The 15,621-nt window shown below is 53.7% G+C and carries 15 protein-coding genes; 10 read left to right on the top strand and 5 right to left on the bottom strand.

Annotated elements, in window-relative coordinates; translation table 11 throughout:
• Positions 1-8: 8 nt before the first annotated feature.
• The 3 genes from AB4K05_RS20555 (at position 9) to AB4K05_RS20545 (ending at position 4,232) form a co-directional block, all read left to right on the top strand.
• Positions 9-1,031, top strand: coding sequence for a Gfo/Idh/MocA family protein (locus AB4K05_RS20555; RefSeq protein WP_368481723.1), 1,023 nt, complete (start codon positions 9-11; stop codon positions 1,029-1,031).
• Between the two features lie 90 nt (positions 1,032-1,121).
• Complete coding sequence (locus AB4K05_RS20550; protein WP_368481722.1) at positions 1,122-2,666, top strand: MFS transporter; 1,545 nt, start codon at positions 1,122-1,124, stop codon at positions 2,664-2,666.
• A gap of 222 nt (positions 2,667-2,888) precedes the next feature.
• Positions 2,889-4,232, top strand: coding sequence for a hemolysin family protein (locus tag AB4K05_RS20545; protein ID WP_368481721.1), 1,344 nt, complete (start codon positions 2,889-2,891; stop codon positions 4,230-4,232).
• 75 nt (positions 4,233-4,307) lie between these two features.
• Here the strand turns inward: AB4K05_RS20545 and AB4K05_RS20540 are convergent, their stop codons facing one another.
• On the bottom strand, positions 4,308-4,514 hold the full coding sequence (locus AB4K05_RS20540; RefSeq protein WP_062776091.1) for a DUF1107 domain-containing protein: 207 nt from the start codon (positions 4,512-4,514) through the stop codon (positions 4,308-4,310).
• 322 nt (positions 4,515-4,836) lie between these two features.
• On the opposite strand from AB4K05_RS20540, the gene AB4K05_RS20535 reads away from it, so the two are divergent.
• On the top strand, positions 4,837-5,391 hold the full coding sequence (locus AB4K05_RS20535; protein ID WP_368481720.1) for a YtfJ family protein: 555 nt from the start codon (positions 4,837-4,839) through the stop codon (positions 5,389-5,391).
• Positions 5,392-5,464: 73 nt separating this feature from the next.
• Here AB4K05_RS20535 and AB4K05_RS20530 read toward each other — a convergent pair whose 3' ends face one another.
• Positions 5,465-5,863 (bottom strand): hypothetical protein, encoded by a 399-nt coding sequence (locus tag AB4K05_RS20530; protein WP_368481719.1) that lies wholly within the window; start codon positions 5,861-5,863, stop codon positions 5,465-5,467.
• Positions 5,864-6,024: 161 nt separating this feature from the next.
• Complete coding sequence (cysQ, locus tag AB4K05_RS20525) at positions 6,025-6,771, bottom strand: 3'(2'),5'-bisphosphate nucleotidase CysQ (RefSeq protein WP_368481718.1); 747 nt, start codon at positions 6,769-6,771, stop codon at positions 6,025-6,027.
• Positions 6,772-6,982: 211 nt separating this feature from the next.
• Between cysQ and cpdB the strand changes: the two genes are divergently transcribed.
• Entirely contained in the window at positions 6,983-8,926 is a 1,944-nt protein-coding gene (gene cpdB / locus AB4K05_RS20520; protein ID WP_368481717.1) for a 2',3'-cyclic-nucleotide 2'-phosphodiesterase, read from the top strand.
• An 88-nt stretch (positions 8,927-9,014) separates the two neighbouring features.
• Here cpdB and AB4K05_RS20515 read toward each other — a convergent pair whose 3' ends face one another.
• Complete coding sequence (locus AB4K05_RS20515) at positions 9,015-9,386, bottom strand: winged helix-turn-helix transcriptional regulator (protein WP_368481716.1); 372 nt, start codon at positions 9,384-9,386, stop codon at positions 9,015-9,017.
• A 93-nt stretch (positions 9,387-9,479) separates the two neighbouring features.
• Here AB4K05_RS20515 and AB4K05_RS20510 point away from each other — a divergent pair, with 93 nt between their 5' ends.
• From AB4K05_RS20510 to AB4K05_RS20500, 3 genes are all read left to right on the top strand, one after another.
• Positions 9,480-10,328 (top strand): SDR family oxidoreductase, encoded by an 849-nt coding sequence (locus AB4K05_RS20510; RefSeq protein WP_368481715.1) that lies wholly within the window; start codon positions 9,480-9,482, stop codon positions 10,326-10,328.
• An 80-nt stretch (positions 10,329-10,408) separates the two neighbouring features.
• Positions 10,409-11,233: an AraC family ligand binding domain-containing protein gene (locus tag AB4K05_RS20505; RefSeq protein ID WP_368481714.1), complete on the top strand. Its 825-nt coding sequence runs from the start codon at positions 10,409-10,411 to the stop codon at positions 11,231-11,233.
• Between the two features lie 76 nt (positions 11,234-11,309).
• Positions 11,310-12,278 carry a DMT family transporter gene (locus AB4K05_RS20500; protein WP_368481713.1) on the top strand — a complete coding sequence of 323 codons (969 nt, stop codon included), beginning with the start codon at positions 11,310-11,312 and terminating at the stop codon, positions 12,276-12,278.
• Between the two features lie 107 nt (positions 12,279-12,385).
• On the opposite strand, the gene AB4K05_RS20495 is transcribed toward AB4K05_RS20500, so the two are convergent.
• On the bottom strand, positions 12,386-14,044 hold the full coding sequence (locus AB4K05_RS20495) for a methyl-accepting chemotaxis protein (protein WP_368481775.1): 1,659 nt from the start codon (positions 14,042-14,044) through the stop codon (positions 12,386-12,388).
• Positions 14,045-14,356: 312 nt separating this feature from the next.
• On the opposite strand from AB4K05_RS20495, the gene AB4K05_RS20490 reads away from it, so the two are divergent.
• Both AB4K05_RS20490 and ytfE read left to right on the top strand, forming a co-directional pair.
• Positions 14,357-14,815, top strand: coding sequence for an SgcJ/EcaC family oxidoreductase (locus AB4K05_RS20490; protein ID WP_368481712.1), 459 nt, complete (start codon positions 14,357-14,359; stop codon positions 14,813-14,815).
• A gap of 142 nt (positions 14,816-14,957) precedes the next feature.
• On the top strand, positions 14,958-15,620 hold the full coding sequence (gene ytfE, locus AB4K05_RS20485; protein WP_368481711.1) for an iron-sulfur cluster repair protein YtfE: 663 nt from the start codon (positions 14,958-14,960) through the stop codon (positions 15,618-15,620).
• The last annotated feature ends 1 nt before the right edge of the window (position 15,621 follow it).

Genomic DNA, 15,621 nt, shown 5'->3' with positions numbered 1-15,621 from the left:
AGGCGGTGATGAGAACACGTCATGCAGCGATTATCGGCGGCGGCGCTATCCACACCTGTCACGTGGAAGCGCTGCGGCACGTCCCCAGCGTGGTGCTGCGCGCAATTGTTGATATTGATGGCGACAAAGGGAAAAAGCTGGCGGCCGACTATGGCTGCCAATTTTACCAAGACTACCGGGAAATGCTGTTGGATGACGTCATTGACGTGGTGCACATCTGCACGCCGCATGATTGGCATAAACCGATGATCCTTGCCGCGCTGGCGGCAGGGAAACAGGTATTCTGCGAAAAACCGATGGTCATGAGCGCGTTGGACGTCGCTGAAATTCAAGCCGCCGCCAGCGCGGCCGAACGGCACGTCGGGATCTGTTATCAAAATCGCCTCAACCCCAGCAGCCTTGCCATCGCAGACTGCATTGCGCAAAACACACTGGGTAACATGCGCGCGATAAAAGCGGTGCTGACCTGGTCGCGTTTTGGCGACTACTACACCGCCAGCCCCTGGCGCGGCAGTTTTGCGACCGAGGGCGGCAGTCTGTTGATAAACCAGGCCATTCATACGCTGGATCTGATGCAGTGGTTTGGTCAGGGCGTCAGCCGTCTGAAAGGGGTCGTCGATAATGCCCTGCACGAAGACGAGATTGACACCGAAGACAGCGCGATGGCGACGATGCAGTTTAATAACGGCGCCCGCGGGCTGTTCTACGCTAGCAACTGCCATGTCAGCGACTCGCCGCTGCTGATGGAGTTGGAATTTGAACGCGGAATGCTGCGCCTCACAGACAATGAGCTGTGGCAAATATGCGGCGATGAGCGCCTGAGACTTGCCTGCGATGCGTCACCGGACGGCGTAGGGAAAAGCTATTGGGGAGTGGGCCATCAGCAGGCTATCGGGCAGTTCTACCGCGCGTTAGACCACGCTGCCAGCGAACCCTACTGCGGAATAAACGAAGCGGCAAAATCATTGCAAATGGTTAATGCCATTTACCAATCGTCACTATTGAGGAAATGGGTGAATATAATAGAGTGATGGTCATCCAGTTTTTCCTGCTGTCAATAATATACAGTGCAGGGGCAACTCTGCACTGATAAACCCTACCAGTACAGGAATAATAATATCATGGTAAAACCAACCGAACGCCGCGTTGGCTATGGCATTGCTATAGGCTACGGGGTAACCGATCTTTTTGGCGGCGGCGCCTTTGCCGTTATAGGAACATGGCTTTTATTTTTTTACACCACCTATTGCGGATTAACCGTATTAGAAGCGGGTTCAATATTTGCGATCGCGCGCATTATCGATGCTATTTTAAGCCCGGTGATGGGATACATCACCGATAACTTTGCCAATACTTGGCTTGGTCGTAAATTTGGCCGGCGTCGTTTCTTTTTGCTGATAAGCTCACCGTTGATGTTCCTCTACGCGCTGGTCTGGGTTACCGATATGAACTATTGGTACTATCTCGGCACCTATCTCTCTATCGAACTGCTGTCTGCCATGGTACTTGTGCCTTGGGAGACGCTGGCCGCTGAGATGACCAACCGCTTCAGCGAGCGTACGCGCCTCTCCGGCGTACGTATGATGTGTTCAGCGCTCGGTGGCTTTCTGGCGGTCTCGGTGCCGGGCATTATTATGCAATATACCGGTCAGGATAATGCCTTCACCTACACCTTAACCGGGATGGTTTTTGCGGTGATTTACTGCGTGGCAGTATTCACCACCTGGGCCTGCACCTGGGAAGCGAAAGATGTGCGCGAAGAATATGAATTCCAACCGGACAATCAGCGCAGCAACGGGCTATTAAATCATTTGAAGTATTTGGTCATCGATCTTATTTCCTCATTCAGAATAAGAATATTCCGCCAGCATATTCTTATTTATATCTGTTCATTTACCGCGATGGATGTATTTGGCGCAGTCTTTACCTATTACATTGTTTATGCCTTACATCATGATACCGAGATGGTTTCCGGGCTATTAAGCATTGCCGCCTTTGTTTCAATTCCCGGAACCTTTGGTTTCATGATGTTGATGAATAAGTTTAATCTAACGCCATCGGCGGCCCTGCGGCTTTCTTACAGCAGCATTATGCTGGTACTGGCGTTTTTATTTATCACCTATATTGGCCACTTGCAGGTACCAACGCTGCTGTTCTCGGCGGTATTCGTGCTACTGGGCCTAGCAAAGGCTGGCCTCTATTACATCCCGTGGAATATCTATAGCTTTATCCCCGATGTGGATGAAATCGTCACCCGCCAGCGCCGCGAGGGGATTTTCGCCGGCGTGATGGTATTAACGCGTAAAAGCACCGTGGCGCTGGCGATTATGCTGATTGGTATCGTGCTGGAAGAGAGTGGTTTTGTGAAAGGCGGCGGTTCCCAGCCCGCAAGCGCCCTGCATGCCATTATTGGTTTGATGGTGTTCGCCACCGCCGGGCTGCTGGCGGTCAGTTTCTACATCACCTATCGCTTCAAGCTGACGCAGAAAACGCACGCGGTTTTGATAAAAGAAGTTGCCCGCCGTAAGCTCGGCGGCCGCGCGGAAGACTGCGACCAAGAGACCCGCGACGTTATCTTAGCGCTGACCGGATACCCTTATGATAAAGTCTGGGACGCCGCTTCTAGCAGCAACGCGAAAGTCCAACCGCAGCCTACTCATAGTTAACCGGCACAGCAACCGGCTTGAAATTCTCAGGCCGGTTTTTACCTCTGCTGTTTTTTCCCCATCACGGTGACAAAAGTGACCTATGGCGGCTTTACAGTGCTTTACGCTATACTAGCTGCTGAAACGATCGCCCCACCGCTACGGGACGATATTCAATGTGTATTTCACGCGGATTTATCCACTTCCCCTTTCGAGGATCTGGCCTAACGGGTCGGATAAGATATGTTAAACAGTATATTCATCATAATTTGCCTGATAGCCGTCAGTGCGTTCTTCTCGATATCCGAGATTTCACTTGCCGCATCACGCAAAATTAAACTGAAACTTCTTGCCGATGAAGGCAACATCAATGCTCAACGCGTACTAAAAATGCAGGAAAACCCCGGTATGTTCTTTACCGTGGTGCAAATTGGTCTTAACGCGGTGGCCATTCTCGGCGGTATCGTCGGCGACGCAGCATTTTCTCCCGCTTTCAACTCACTGTTCTCACAGTACGTGTCTCCAGAACTCTCCGAGCAGCTGAGTTTTATCCTCTCCTTCTCGCTGGTCACCGGTCTGTTTATCCTGTTTGCGGACTTAACTCCGAAACGCATCGGTATGGTGGCGCCTGAAGTTGTTGCCCTACGTATCATCAACCCGATGCGCTTCTGCCTGTTCGTCTTCCGCCCGCTGGTGTGGTTCTTCAACGGCATGGCTAACATTATCTTCCGCATCTTCAAACTGCCGATGGAGCGCAAGGACGATCTGACCTCTGACGATATTTATGCGGTGTTTGAAGCCGGGGCGCTGTCGGGCGTGCTGCGTAAGCAAGAGCACGAGCTGATTGAAAACGTGTTTGAGCTGGAATCCCGTACCGTGCCGTCATCCATGACGCCGCGTGAAAATGTTATCTGGTTTGATCTCCACGAAGATGAGCAGAGCCTGAAAAACAAGGTCGCTGAACATCCGCACTCCAAGTTCTTAGTGTGTAACGAAGATATCGATCACATCATCGGCTACGTGGACTCTAAAGACCTGCTGAACCGCGTGCTGGCCAACCAGAGCATGGCGCTCAACAGCGGCGTGCAGATCCGCAATACGTTGATTGTGCCGGACACCCTGACTCTCTCTGAAGCGCTAGAAAGCTTCAAAACGGCGGGTGAAGACTTCGCCGTCATCATGAACGAATATGCGTTAGTGGTCGGGATTATCACTCTCAACGACGTGATGACTACCCTGATGGGCGATCTGGTCGGCCAGGGGCTGGAAGAACAAATCGTCGCACGTGATGAAAACTCATGGCTGATTGACGGCGGTACGCCTATCGATGACGTGATGCGCGTGCTGGATATTGATGATTTCCCACAGTCAGACAACTACGAAACCATCGGCGGTTTCATGATGTTTATGCTGCGAAAAATCCCGAAACGCACCGACTCGGTGAAGTTCTCTGGCTACAAGTTTGAAGTGGTAGATATTGATAACTACCGCATCGACCAGCTGCTGGTCACGCGTATCGACAACAAGCCAACCGTGCTGGTGCCTAAACAGGCCGACATGGTGGAAAGCGAACAGGGTGCCGCGTAACTCGCGGTTGTGCTCGCTAAAAACATCAACGGCTCCCATCGGGAGCCGTTTTTAATTCTGCCGCATTGCGGTTTTTTACGCCATTTCAGTTTGTAGACGTAACACCTGGCGGTTCACTTCTGACATCACAGATAGGTGCTGCTTGTCTTTAATTTTAGGGAGAACAATTTTCCCTTTATCAAATTCAAAAGCGCCAACGTCCTTGATATACAACCGTCCACGGAACAGGGTTTTAACATACTTAGCTACCTGAAACGGGTTGTAGCGTTGGAAAATTTTCATTCTAATCTCCTGCGAGTACTACGCCCTAGTTGATCCACATTTGGCTCAACGCTCCGGGGCGCAAAGTTAAATACTCGTTAACTATAGTCCATAAAAACAGAGAGCCACCATCATAGGGGCTCTTATTTACCAATTTATTACAATAATTCAGAACTTTCTTTTCAGCCATACGACGAAGACAGTATAAGGCTTCATTTTTACTATATTGTGTGCGTTCCTCCACAATCTGGCACCGTCTTTGCGGGAAAAGTCCATAAATCGCACTTATGATTAAAACTATCGGCCAAGTGGTCGGATCACCTGCTTATAAAAAGGAAAAACCATGACCCTACGTACGCTTCTAGCGGTTTCATGCCTGTTAATGCCGTTAATGGCAACCGCACATAACTTCACAAACGGACAACGCGTCGCCCCCGTCGGCGTGGCAGATCGCGGCGAATTGATTCTCGATAGTGATAAGTTTAGCTACAAAAACTGGAATAGCGCGCAGCTCGCTGGAAAAGTGCGAGTGGTGCAACACATTGCTGGACGCACGTCGGCCAAAGAGAAAAATGATGCGCTTATCGAAGCCATCAAGGCCGCTGGTCTTCCGCATGATCGCTATCAGACCACCACCATTGTTAACACCGATGATGCGATTCCTGGCACCTCGATGTTTGTTCGTAGCAGTCTGGAGAGCAATAAGAAACTCTTCCCATGGTCACAATTTGTGGTCGATAGCGACGGTGTCGTGCGTAAAGCGTGGCAGCTTGAGGAAGGCAGCTCCGCCATCGTAGTGTTGGATAAAGACGGTCGGATCCAGTGGGCCAAAGACGGCGCGCTGACGGCAGCGGAAGTGCAGCAGGTTATCGCGCTGGTGCATAAGCTGCTGAATTAATTAGACACGAATTGTCGGAACACGCTGCGGCCAGCTGTAGCCCTCACGCACGGCGGTCAGCAGCGCGTTCATATCAGTATAGCGTCCCTCCGTCGTCGATGAGTACATCACTACGCTTATCAGGTTCGTGCGTGTGTACCAGCAAATGATTCATTGAGCTGCCAAGCGACATGGCAACGAGATTCATCTGCTGTACAAAGCGCTGACTTGGATCGCCAGTGCCTCCTTCAAGCGCTAACAGCCGTTCCCCCATCGTTCGGGCCACAACCGTGGCCGAAACATTGCTGTAAGGAATGAGCATATTATGCAGCGCATCCCACAGCGTTAAGGTATCGCCAGCCCGCAGATTATTGCCCGAACCCGGCGTCTCCTCACCTTCTCGCATGGTAAGTTTTAGCGTGATGTCGGGATGGATTTTAAGGGCGGTAATAATGGTTAATAGCTTAACGAAGCAGTCGGCACGGGAAGGCACTCCTCGTGAACAAGCCCAGCCACGTAGCAGCAGGCGCTACGTGCACTCAATGTCGTCGCGAGCGAATGACACCACTGTGTAGGCATAGACAAACTCCATTGAAAACGCGCTACTCAGACGGGAAAACAGCAGGTTTCCACCTGCTGTTAATTACGGGAAGCTTAAAAAATAGAGACCCGGAAGCCGGGATTTAGGAATGACTCACGAGGGGTGTAGTCCAACGTTTTGCCCTGCCAGTCGTTCACGTGTGCGCCAGCGGCGGCAGCGACCGCATGACCAGCTGCGGTGTCCCAAATGTTGGTTGGCCCAAAGCGCGGGTACAACTGGGCTTCACCTTCCGCCACTAGGCAGAATTTCAGCGACGATCCAATGGAGGCCGTCTGGTGTTCGCCTAGCTGCTGCAAATATTCCTGCAACTCTTCGTCGTTGGCATAGTGAGAACGACTGACCACCACCTTCGGCGGATTAGCGTCGCGCACCTGAATCGGCTTGCGTACACCACACTCTTCCTTCCATGCCTTACCGTTCGCCGCGCTGTACATCACCTTCAGCACCGGCGCATACACCACACCCAGCACCGCTTTACCGTTTTCAATGAGTGCAATATTGACGGTGAACTCACCGTTACGTTTGATGAACTCTTTGGTGCCGTCCAGCGGGTCCACCAGCCAGTAGCGCTGCCAATGCTGGCGCACATCCCAGCCCGGTGGATCTTCTTCCGACAGAATGGGCACTTCCGGCGTCATCGCCTTCAGGCCGTTAACAATCACATGATGGGCCGCAATATCGGCCGCCGTGACCGGGGAATCATCTTTCTTGCTGGCAACGTCTAACGGTTGTTTACCATCGTACACCTGCATGATGGCATCACCCGCGTCACGGGCAAGCTGGCTGACTTGTTCTAACATTCTCCACCTCGTTAAGATTACAGTGGCGTTAACTTATTGTTTTATTTATATCGTATTGCTGATGATGAAGCTATGCCCATTACTGCACCGGATAACTGTGAACCGTTGCCGATTTCCCGTCATGATTTTCTGGCATGATTCACATCCGCGTAAGTAACAGAAAACAAATACATTTAAATCTGTGTTTCAGATCTAAAAAAGGATGCCTCTGATGATCAAGTTTAGCGCAACGCTTCTGGCTACGCTGATTGCCGCCAGCGTAAATGCGGCAACGGTGGATCTCCGCATTATGGAAACCACCGATCTGCATAGCAATATGATGGATTTTGATTACTACAAAGATACCGCCACCGAGAAATTTGGCCTCGTCCGCACTGCAAGCCTGATTAACGCCGCCCGCGATGAAGTGAAAAACAGCGTGCTGGTCGACAACGGTGACATCATCCAGGGCAGTCCGATGGGCGACTATGCGGCAGCCAAAGGTCTGAAACCCGGCGATATCCATCCGGTTTACAAAGCGATGAACCTGCTCGACTATACCGTCGGCAACCTCGGTAACCACGAATTCAACTACGGGCTGGACTACCTGCACAACGCACTGGCAGGCGCGAAGTTCCCGTACGTTAACGCCAACGTTATCGACGCGAAAACCCAAAAACCGATGTTTACCCCGTACCTCATCAAAGAGCAGGAAGTGGTCGATAAGGACGGCAGCAAGCATACGCTGAAAATCGGCTACATCGGTTTTGTGCCGCCGCAGATCATGACCTGGGATAAAGCCAATCTCAGCGGCAAGGTCACGGTGAACGATATCACCGAAACGGCACGCAAATATGTGCCAGAGATGCGCGCTAAAGGCGCCGACGTGGTAGTGGTGATTGCCCACTCCGGCCTCTCTTCCGACCCTTATCAGGCGATGGCTGAAAACTCGGTCTACTACTTAAGCCAGGTGCCGGGCGTTGACGCCATTATGTTTGGTCACGCCCACGCGGTTTTCCCGGGCAAAGACTTTGCCAATATTAAAGGCGCGGATATCGCCAAAGGCACGCTAAACGGCGTTCCGGCGGTGATGCCGGGCATGTGGGGCGATCACTTAGGCGTGGTGGATTTGGTGCTGAACAACGACAGCGGCAAATGGCAGGTAACTTCCGCGCAAGCGCAGGCGCGCCCAATCTACGATGCGGCAGCAAAAAAATCGCTGGCCGCCGAAGACCGTAAGCTGGTTGATGCGCTGAAGGCTGACCACGACGCGACCCGCGAGTTCGTCAGCAAGCCTATCGGCAAATCGTCCGACAACATGTACAGCTTCCTGTCGCTGGTGCAGGACGATCCGACCGTGCAGGTGGTTAACATGGCGCAGAAGGCCTATGTTGAACACTTCATCCAAGGTGACCCGGATCTGGCGAAGCTGCCGGTGCTTTCCGCAGCCGCGCCGTTTAAAGCCGGTGGCCGTAAGAACGATCCGGCAAGCTTTGTCGAAGTGGAAAAAGGCCAGTTGACCTTCCGTAACGCCGCCGACCTTTATCTGTATCCGAATACCCTCGTGGTCGTCAAAGCCAGCGGTAAAGAGGTGAAGGAGTGGCTGGAATGCTCCGCCGGGCAATTCAACCAGATAGATCCGCACAGCAGCAAACCGCAATCGCTTATCAACTGGGACGGTTTCCGCACCTATAACTTCGACGTGATTGATGGCGTGAGCTATCAGGTCGATATCACGCAGCCTGCGCGCTACGACGGCGAATGTCAGAGCCTTAATCCAAAATCTGAGCGCATTAAAAACCTGACTTTCAACGGTAAGCCTATCGATCCAAACGCCATGTTCCTGGTTGCCACCAATAATTATCGCGCTTATGGCGGTAAGTTTGCCGGCACTGGCGACAGCCATATCGCCTTTGCTTCGCCGGATGAGAACCGTTCGGTGCTGGCAGCATGGATCAGCGCCGAGTCGAAGAAAGCGGGTGAAATCCACCCGGCAGCCGACAACAACTGGCGTCTGGCGCCGATTCACAGCGACACGAAGCTAGATATTCGCTTTGAAACCTCACCGTCTGAAAAAGCGGCGGCGTTTATCAAAGAGAAAGCGCAGTATCCGATGAAGCAGGTGGCGACGGATGAGATTGGTTTTGCGATTTATCAGGTGGATTTGAGTAAGTAACATCGTGCCGGGTGGCGGCTTTGCCTTACCCGGCCTACACGTTTCGAATTTGTAGGCCGGATAAGGCGAAGCCGCATCCGGCAACACATTACGCCGAGATCTTCTGCGCCATCACGTCAGGCAAATTCACCTCAATCCAGTCTGCCAGTGCCGCCACTTTCTCGCTTACCGCCTCACCCATCGGCGTCAGGCTATACTCAACGTGCGGTGGCACTACTGGGTAGGATATGCGGTTGATAAAACCGTCCTGTTCCAGCGCCTGCAGTGACTGGGCGAGCATTTTTTCGCTGACCCCGCCCATCTTGCGGCGCAGGTCGCTAAAGCGATGCGTTCCTTCTCGCAGCGCCACCAGAATCAACACGCCCCAACGGCTGGTGACGTGCTTTAACACATCCCGCGAGGGGCAGCTTTCGGCAAACAGATTGCCATTGCGTAGCTTTTGCGTCAGCGTCGGTTTCATTTCTCTTACACTTACCTTTTTGTACGTACTTACTAAAAGTTAGTTATGGTGTTAGCTTACCACAACACCATACGAACACGAAGGAGAACACCCATGATCGCGATTACCGGAGCCACCGGCCAGCTTGGCCAGCTTGTTATCGATAGCCTGCTCACCACCACCGCTGCCGATAAATTGGCCGCAATTGTCCGTAATCCAGCGAAGGCCGAAGCGCTAAGTCAGAAAGGGGTTGCCGTTCGTCAGGCCGATTATGGCGACGAAGCCGCGCTAACCCGCGCATTGCAGGGCGTCGATAAGCTGCTGATTATTTCTTCCAGTGAAGTTGGCCAGCGTGCACCGCAGCACCGAAATATCATTCAAGCCGCCGTCGCTGCAGGCGTGAAATTTATCGCCTATACCAGTCTGCTGCACGCCGATAAATCACCGCTGGGTCTGGCCGATGAACACGTCGCCACCGAAAAAATGCTCGCCGATTCCGGCATCCCTTATGCGCTGCTGCGTAACGGCTGGTATACCGAAAACTATCTGGCGAGCGCGCCGCCGGCGCTGGAACATGGGGTATTTATCGGTGCCGCCGGAGAAGGCAAAATCGCCTCGGCTACTCGCGACGATTATGCTGCTGCCGCTGCACATGTGATGGTTGAAGACGGTCACGCGGGTAAAGTCTACGAACTGGCCGGCGATAACGGCTGGACGCTGAGCGAACTCGCCGCAGAGCTGGCGAAACAGAGTGGCAAACACGTGGTCTATCAGAACCTGAGCGAAGCCGATTTCGCTGCGGCACTGAAGAGCGTGGGCCTGCCGGCGGGGCTTGCCGATATGCTGGCGGATTCTGACATTGGCGCCTCAAAAGGTGGCCTGTTCGACGATAGCCACACGCTGAGCAAACTGATTGGCCGCCCAACGACCTCGCTTGCGCAAAGCATCAAAGGCATTCTGTAAGCGTTAAAATTGGGTTAATTGTAGTAGCGCCCCCGCCAGCCATCTCTGATAATGAAAAGATGGCCTAGGGGGACAATCACGTGCAAGGCGTACCGGAACAGTTCAACGACGAGAAAGACAGCGCGCGCTTTCGCCATCTGGCGCAGGTGCCGGGCGTTGAGCTGTATCATGCCCACATTTCGCGTTACGCCTTTGAACCCCACACCCATGAAGCGTTTGGTATCGGCGTTATTGAAGCTGGAGCCGAGCGTTTTCGCTATCGCGGCAGCCAGCATGTTGCCCCCGTCCATTCCATCGTAACGATGAATCCCGATGAGCTGCATACCGGTGAAGCGGAAACCGCGGACGGCTGGCGCTACCGAATGATTTATCTGGAGCCCGACCTGCTCGAAGAGGTCACCGGCATTCGTCACTGGTGGTTTGCCGACGTCACCCGCCACGATCCCCAACGCTCGCAGTTAATTGGCCGCCAGATCCACGCGCTGTGGCACACCGACGATCCGCTGGCGCAAAAGGGATTGCTGCTGGATATGATCGACACCTTCCAGCCGTTAGCCTGCCATGCTCCGGCGTTGTCGGAAGCGCAGCATCGGTTTGATCGTGTGCGCGAGTATCTGTACGACAACTATATGCACCCCATTACCCTTGATGAATTAGCGAACGTGGCAGCGCTCAGCCCATGGCATTTCCAACGCCAGTTTAAAGCCCATTTCCACGTCACTCCGCACCAGATGCTGATGGCGGTGCGCCTGTGGCGAGCAAAAGGGTTTCTCACCCACGGCATGCCCGCCGCGGAAGTTGCCGCCGCCACTGGCCTGACCGACCAATCCCATCTGACCCGCGCCTTCACTCAGCGTTACGGCATTACCCCGGTTCGCTACCAAAAACAGGTTGCTCGTCGCTAATCAGCAATCTCATACAATACTGAACGCCGTTCCCCTCCTACACTTTTGCTCATGTTGAATGAATGCAGGTATCACGATGATTAGCGGTGTGCTGTACGCCCTGTTAGCGGGTTTAATGTGGGGACTGATTTTTGTTGGGCCGCTTATCGTGCCGGATTACCCGGCGGTATTGCAGTCGATGGGGCGCTATTTGGCATTGGGGCTGATTGCCCTGCCGCTGGCGTGGATGGGCCGCGCGCGATTGCGTCAGCTAACGCGCCAAGACTGGTGGACAGCGCTGGGGCTGACGTTGGTCGGCAATGTGGTCTATTACTTCTGCCTTGCCAGCGCCATTGGGCGCACCGGTGCCCCGGTATCAACGATGATTATCGGCACCCTGCCGGTGGTGATCCCGGTCTTTGCCAACCTGCTGTATAGCCAGCGCGACGGCAAACTCTCTTGGCTACGGCTGATGCCAGCGCTGGTGCTGATTGGCATCGGGCTGATGTGCGTTAACGTGGCCGAACTGCGCCAAGGTCTGCCGAATTTCAGCGGCTGGCGCTACGGTTCCGGTATCGCACTGGCCTCCATATCGGTGGTGTGCTGGGCGTGGTATGCACTACGTAACGCCCGCTGGCTGCGGGAAAACCCGGAAAAGCCGCCGCTAATGTGGGCGACCGCCCAAGCGCTGGTGACGCTGCCGGTGTCGCTGGTCGGCTACGCAGCCGCCTGCATTTGGCTGCACCTGCATAACGCGGAGTTTACGCTGCCCTTCGGCCCACGGCCTACGGTGTTTATCGGCCTGATGATTGCCATTGCCGTGCTTTGCTCATGGGTCGGCGCCTTGTGCTGGAACGTGGCGAGCCAAAAGCTGCCGACGGTGATCCTCGGGCCATTGATTGTCTTTGAAACGCTGGCGGGGTTGCTCTACACCTTCCTGCTGCGTCAGGAGATGCCGCCAATGCTGACGCTGAGCGGGATTGCATTGCTGGTGATAGGTGTGGTGATTGCGGTGCGTTCGAAACCGCAGAAGCCGACGGTGGTGCCGGTTTCGGGTGATGCCTGATGGCGCTGCGCTTATCAGGCCTACAGAGTCTGCACACGGATAAGGCGTCTACGCCGCCATCCGGCAATCAAAGACCGGCGCTCCTGCCGGTCTTTGACGCCTGAAGCTTAGAAGGTTTCCCAGTTCGCTTCGTTCAGCGGTGCGCTTTTCGCCGCGGGAGCGAAGGCTTTTTTCACCGGCGCTTTCTGCGCCTGCTGCTGACGGGTGATCCTAAATACCGCCACCGTCTCGTTCAGACGTGCAGCCTGTTCTTCTAGGGCCGCGGCAGCCGTTGCCGACTCTTCCACCAGCGAGGCGTTCTGCTGCGTGACGCGGTCCATCTCGGCAACCGCCTGACCCACTTGGTCAATACCACGACTCTGTTCGTCAGAAGCGGAGGCGATTTCACCCATGATATCGCTCACGCGGGTTACCGCGTTGACGATCTCGGCCATGGTCTCCCCGGCTTCGTGCACCAGCGCGGAACCGGCGCTGACGCGGTTGCCCGAGTCATCAATCAGCCCTTTAATCTCTTTTGCCGCCTGGGCGCTACGCTGGGCCAGGGTGCGAACTTCCCCGGCAACCACCGCAAAACCACGCCCTTGTTCACCCGCGCGGGCGGCTTCTACCGCCGCGTTCAGCGCCAGGATGTTGGTCTGGAAAGCGATGCCATCGATGACGTTGGTGATCTGCGCAATCTTGCTGGAGCTGGCGGCGATTTCATCCATCGTCCGCACGACGCCATCCACCACATTGCCGCCCTTCTGCGCGGTCTCTGAGGCATTCTGTGCCAGCTGAGTCGCTTGTCTGGCGTTATCGGCGTTCTGCTTCACCGTGGCGGTCAGTTGCTCCATGCTGGCCGCTGTTTCTTCCAATGATGCCGCCTGCTGTTCGGTACGCGATGACAGATCGTTGCTGCCGGCAGAGATTTCGCCCGCGCCGGTGTAAATGGTGTCAGCGCCTTCACGCACCACGCCCACGGTTTTCGCCAGCGACTGTTGCATGTCGTTGACGTTGCGCGCCAGCAGCGCCATTTCATTACTGCCTTCGGTGTTAATGTGGTTGGTCAGGTCCCCTTCGGCAATATGACGAATATGCGCCATCACCGCATGTAACGGCTTAAGCAACACGCGCTGCATCGCGACCCAACTGACAACAATCACCGCGACGACCATCAGCATAATCGCGGCAAGAGTCCACAGGATACGGGAGTAGTCGCTCTCGTTTTGCTGAATACCGGCGTTAGTCAGCGAAGCCTGCGCGGCGCGCCAATCCTGATACACCGCCTGCATTGCCTGCTGCTTTTGCTCGGCGTTTTGCTTGAACATCTCATCCAGCTTGCCTTCAGCCAGCAGTTCATTCATGCGCGCCAGGGTTGCAGAGTAAATGCCGTACTGCTTTTCCAGATTGTCTGACAGGTGCGGATCTAACTTATCCAGCCCCGGCGTTTCTGGCAGCGCATAGTACTTGTCGTAATGCCTTTTCGCTTCTGCCAACAGGTTATTCGCCGTATCGACCAGCGTTTTCAGTTCGCCACCGTTTGTCGCGCTCGCCATCGTGCCTTGCAGACGCAGCATGCCACGGTTGAGAGTAACGCGCGCTTGGTTGAGGCTTATCCATGCGTCGGTAAATTCCGCCACGTTCTGGCTGGAAAGTTGAGAAACGGTAAAGTTTTGCTTGTCGTTATTGAGCGCGCGTACGAATACGCCCGCGGAGATAAGCTGCATCGCGCCCAGCGCGAACAGCACGATAATCAGTACGGTAATGACTTTTATTCGTTTGAACATCATTTGCCTTTCTAGTGCAGGTGGTCTGAAGTCTCACTATCGGCAGCGCGGCGGGGTTATTTAATCGATTCAGGTCTTACCAGAACCATTATCAATAAGATTCAGCACCTTAAATGATAATAAATTTTTGTGACTGCGATCACTTAACTCCCTTTCAGATCGCCATTCATGGGCCGAGGGAGAAAAAACAAGAAATCTGGCTTTATTTCAACAAACGTAAAATGACTGTAACTATATACAATCGATATTGTTTCCAATAGTTATTATGCGTACCTTCCCCTCTCCATATCCATAATGATTGAAGGGATTTATATGTTCAAAACATCCGCCATTGTTGGTTCTTTACTGCTGATTTCAAGTTCTGCATGGGCAGACGCCAAGCCTGCCGCCGATTGCACGAAGGTCGGCAAAGCGCAAATTGAAGGGTTATTCGACCGCTGGAATGATTCACTGAAAACGGGTGATGCCAAAAAGGTGGCCGATAATTACCTCAGCGATGCGGTGCTGTTACCGACAGTTTCCAATCAGGTGCGTCTGACGGATGCGGAACGTGAAGATTACTTCGAGCATTTCCTAGAAAAGAAGCCGGTCGGTAAGATCGATACCCGCACCATTCGCCTTGGCTGTAATAAGGCCATTGATACCGGTACCTATACGTTCACCTTCGCCGATAACACCAGCGTGTCTGCACGCTATACCTTCACCTACGCCTGGGACGGTGCTGCGTGGAAAATCTCTTCGCACCACTCTTCAGCCATGCCTGAATCCTAATTCCGATGTGGGTGGCGGTCTAACGCCATCCGCTGTTTACCTCCCCGGCCGTTCCTCTCTCAAATAACCCCAAGAGGGTATATACCCGCCTTAAAGATGCATTTAAAATACATCTTATATTATTGATGATGAGGTAACTGCTATGGCCTTTCGCGACCAACCTTTAGGCGAGCTGGCGCTCTCCATTCCACGCGCATCTGCGCTGTTCCGTAAATATGATATGGATTACTGCTGCGGCGGTAAGCAGACGCTTGATCGTGCGGCAAATCGTAAGGATCTGGACGTTGCCGTCATTGAAGCAGAGCTGGCAAAACTGGCAGAACAGCCGGTTGAGAAAGACTGGCGCGTCGCCCCGCTTGCTGAAATCATCGACCATATTATCGTGCGTTACCATGACCGCCATCGCGAGCAACTGCCAGAGCTGATTTTGCAGGCCACTAAAGTGGAACGTGTGCACGCCGACAAGCCGAACGTGCCTAAAGGTCTGGCGAAGTACCTGACCATGCTGCACCAGGAGCTGTCCAGCCATATGATGAAAGAGGAACAGATCCTGTTCCCGATGATCAAACAAGGTATGGGCAGCCAGGCGATGGGGCCGATTAGCGTAATGGAAAGCGAGCACGATGAAGCCGGTGAGCTGCTGGAAGTGATTAAGCACACTACGCAGAACGTGACCATTCCACCGGAAGCCTGCACCACGTGGAAAGCGATGTATAACGGCATTAACGAGATGATTGACGATCTGATGGAACACATCAGTCTCGAAAATAACGTGCTGTTCCCGCGCGCTCTGGCCGGGGAATAAG

This window comes from Kluyvera sp. STS39-E, assembly GCF_040932435.1.
Taxonomy (GTDB): Bacteria; Pseudomonadota; Gammaproteobacteria; order Enterobacterales; family Enterobacteriaceae; genus Kluyvera.
The sequence above is the reverse complement of the archived record's forward strand: the minus strand, read 5'-3'. Positions and strand labels throughout refer to the sequence as shown.

Excerpts from the sequence above, each read along its gene's own strand:
- AB4K05_RS20555 (WP_368481723.1), top strand. The coding sequence starts at position 9 with ATGAGAACACGTCATGCAGCGATTATCGGCGGCGGCGCTATCCACACC.
- AB4K05_RS20550 (WP_368481722.1), top strand. The coding sequence starts at position 1,122 with ATGGTAAAACCAACCGAACGCCGCGTTGGCTATGGCATTGCTATAGGC.
- AB4K05_RS20545 (WP_368481721.1), top strand. The coding sequence starts at position 2,889 with ATGTTAAACAGTATATTCATCATAATTTGCCTGATAGCCGTCAGTGCG.
- AB4K05_RS20540 (WP_062776091.1), bottom strand. The coding sequence starts at position 4,514 with ATGAAAATTTTCCAACGCTACAACCCGTTTCAGGTAGCTAAGTATGTT.
- AB4K05_RS20535 (WP_368481720.1), top strand. The coding sequence starts at position 4,837 with ATGACCCTACGTACGCTTCTAGCGGTTTCATGCCTGTTAATGCCGTTA.
- cysQ (WP_368481718.1), bottom strand. The coding sequence starts at position 6,771 with ATGTTAGAACAAGTCAGCCAGCTTGCCCGTGACGCGGGTGATGCCATC.
- cpdB (WP_368481717.1), top strand. The coding sequence starts at position 6,983 with ATGATCAAGTTTAGCGCAACGCTTCTGGCTACGCTGATTGCCGCCAGC.
- AB4K05_RS20515 (WP_368481716.1), bottom strand. The coding sequence starts at position 9,386 with ATGAAACCGACGCTGACGCAAAAGCTACGCAATGGCAATCTGTTTGCC.
- AB4K05_RS20510 (WP_368481715.1), top strand. The coding sequence starts at position 9,480 with ATGATCGCGATTACCGGAGCCACCGGCCAGCTTGGCCAGCTTGTTATC.
- AB4K05_RS20500 (WP_368481713.1), top strand. The coding sequence starts at position 11,310 with ATGATTAGCGGTGTGCTGTACGCCCTGTTAGCGGGTTTAATGTGGGGA.
- AB4K05_RS20495 (WP_368481775.1), bottom strand. The coding sequence starts at position 14,044 with ATGTTCAAACGAATAAAAGTCATTACCGTACTGATTATCGTGCTGTTC.
- AB4K05_RS20490 (WP_368481712.1), top strand. The coding sequence starts at position 14,357 with ATGTTCAAAACATCCGCCATTGTTGGTTCTTTACTGCTGATTTCAAGT.
- ytfE (WP_368481711.1), top strand. The coding sequence starts at position 14,958 with ATGGCCTTTCGCGACCAACCTTTAGGCGAGCTGGCGCTCTCCATTCCA.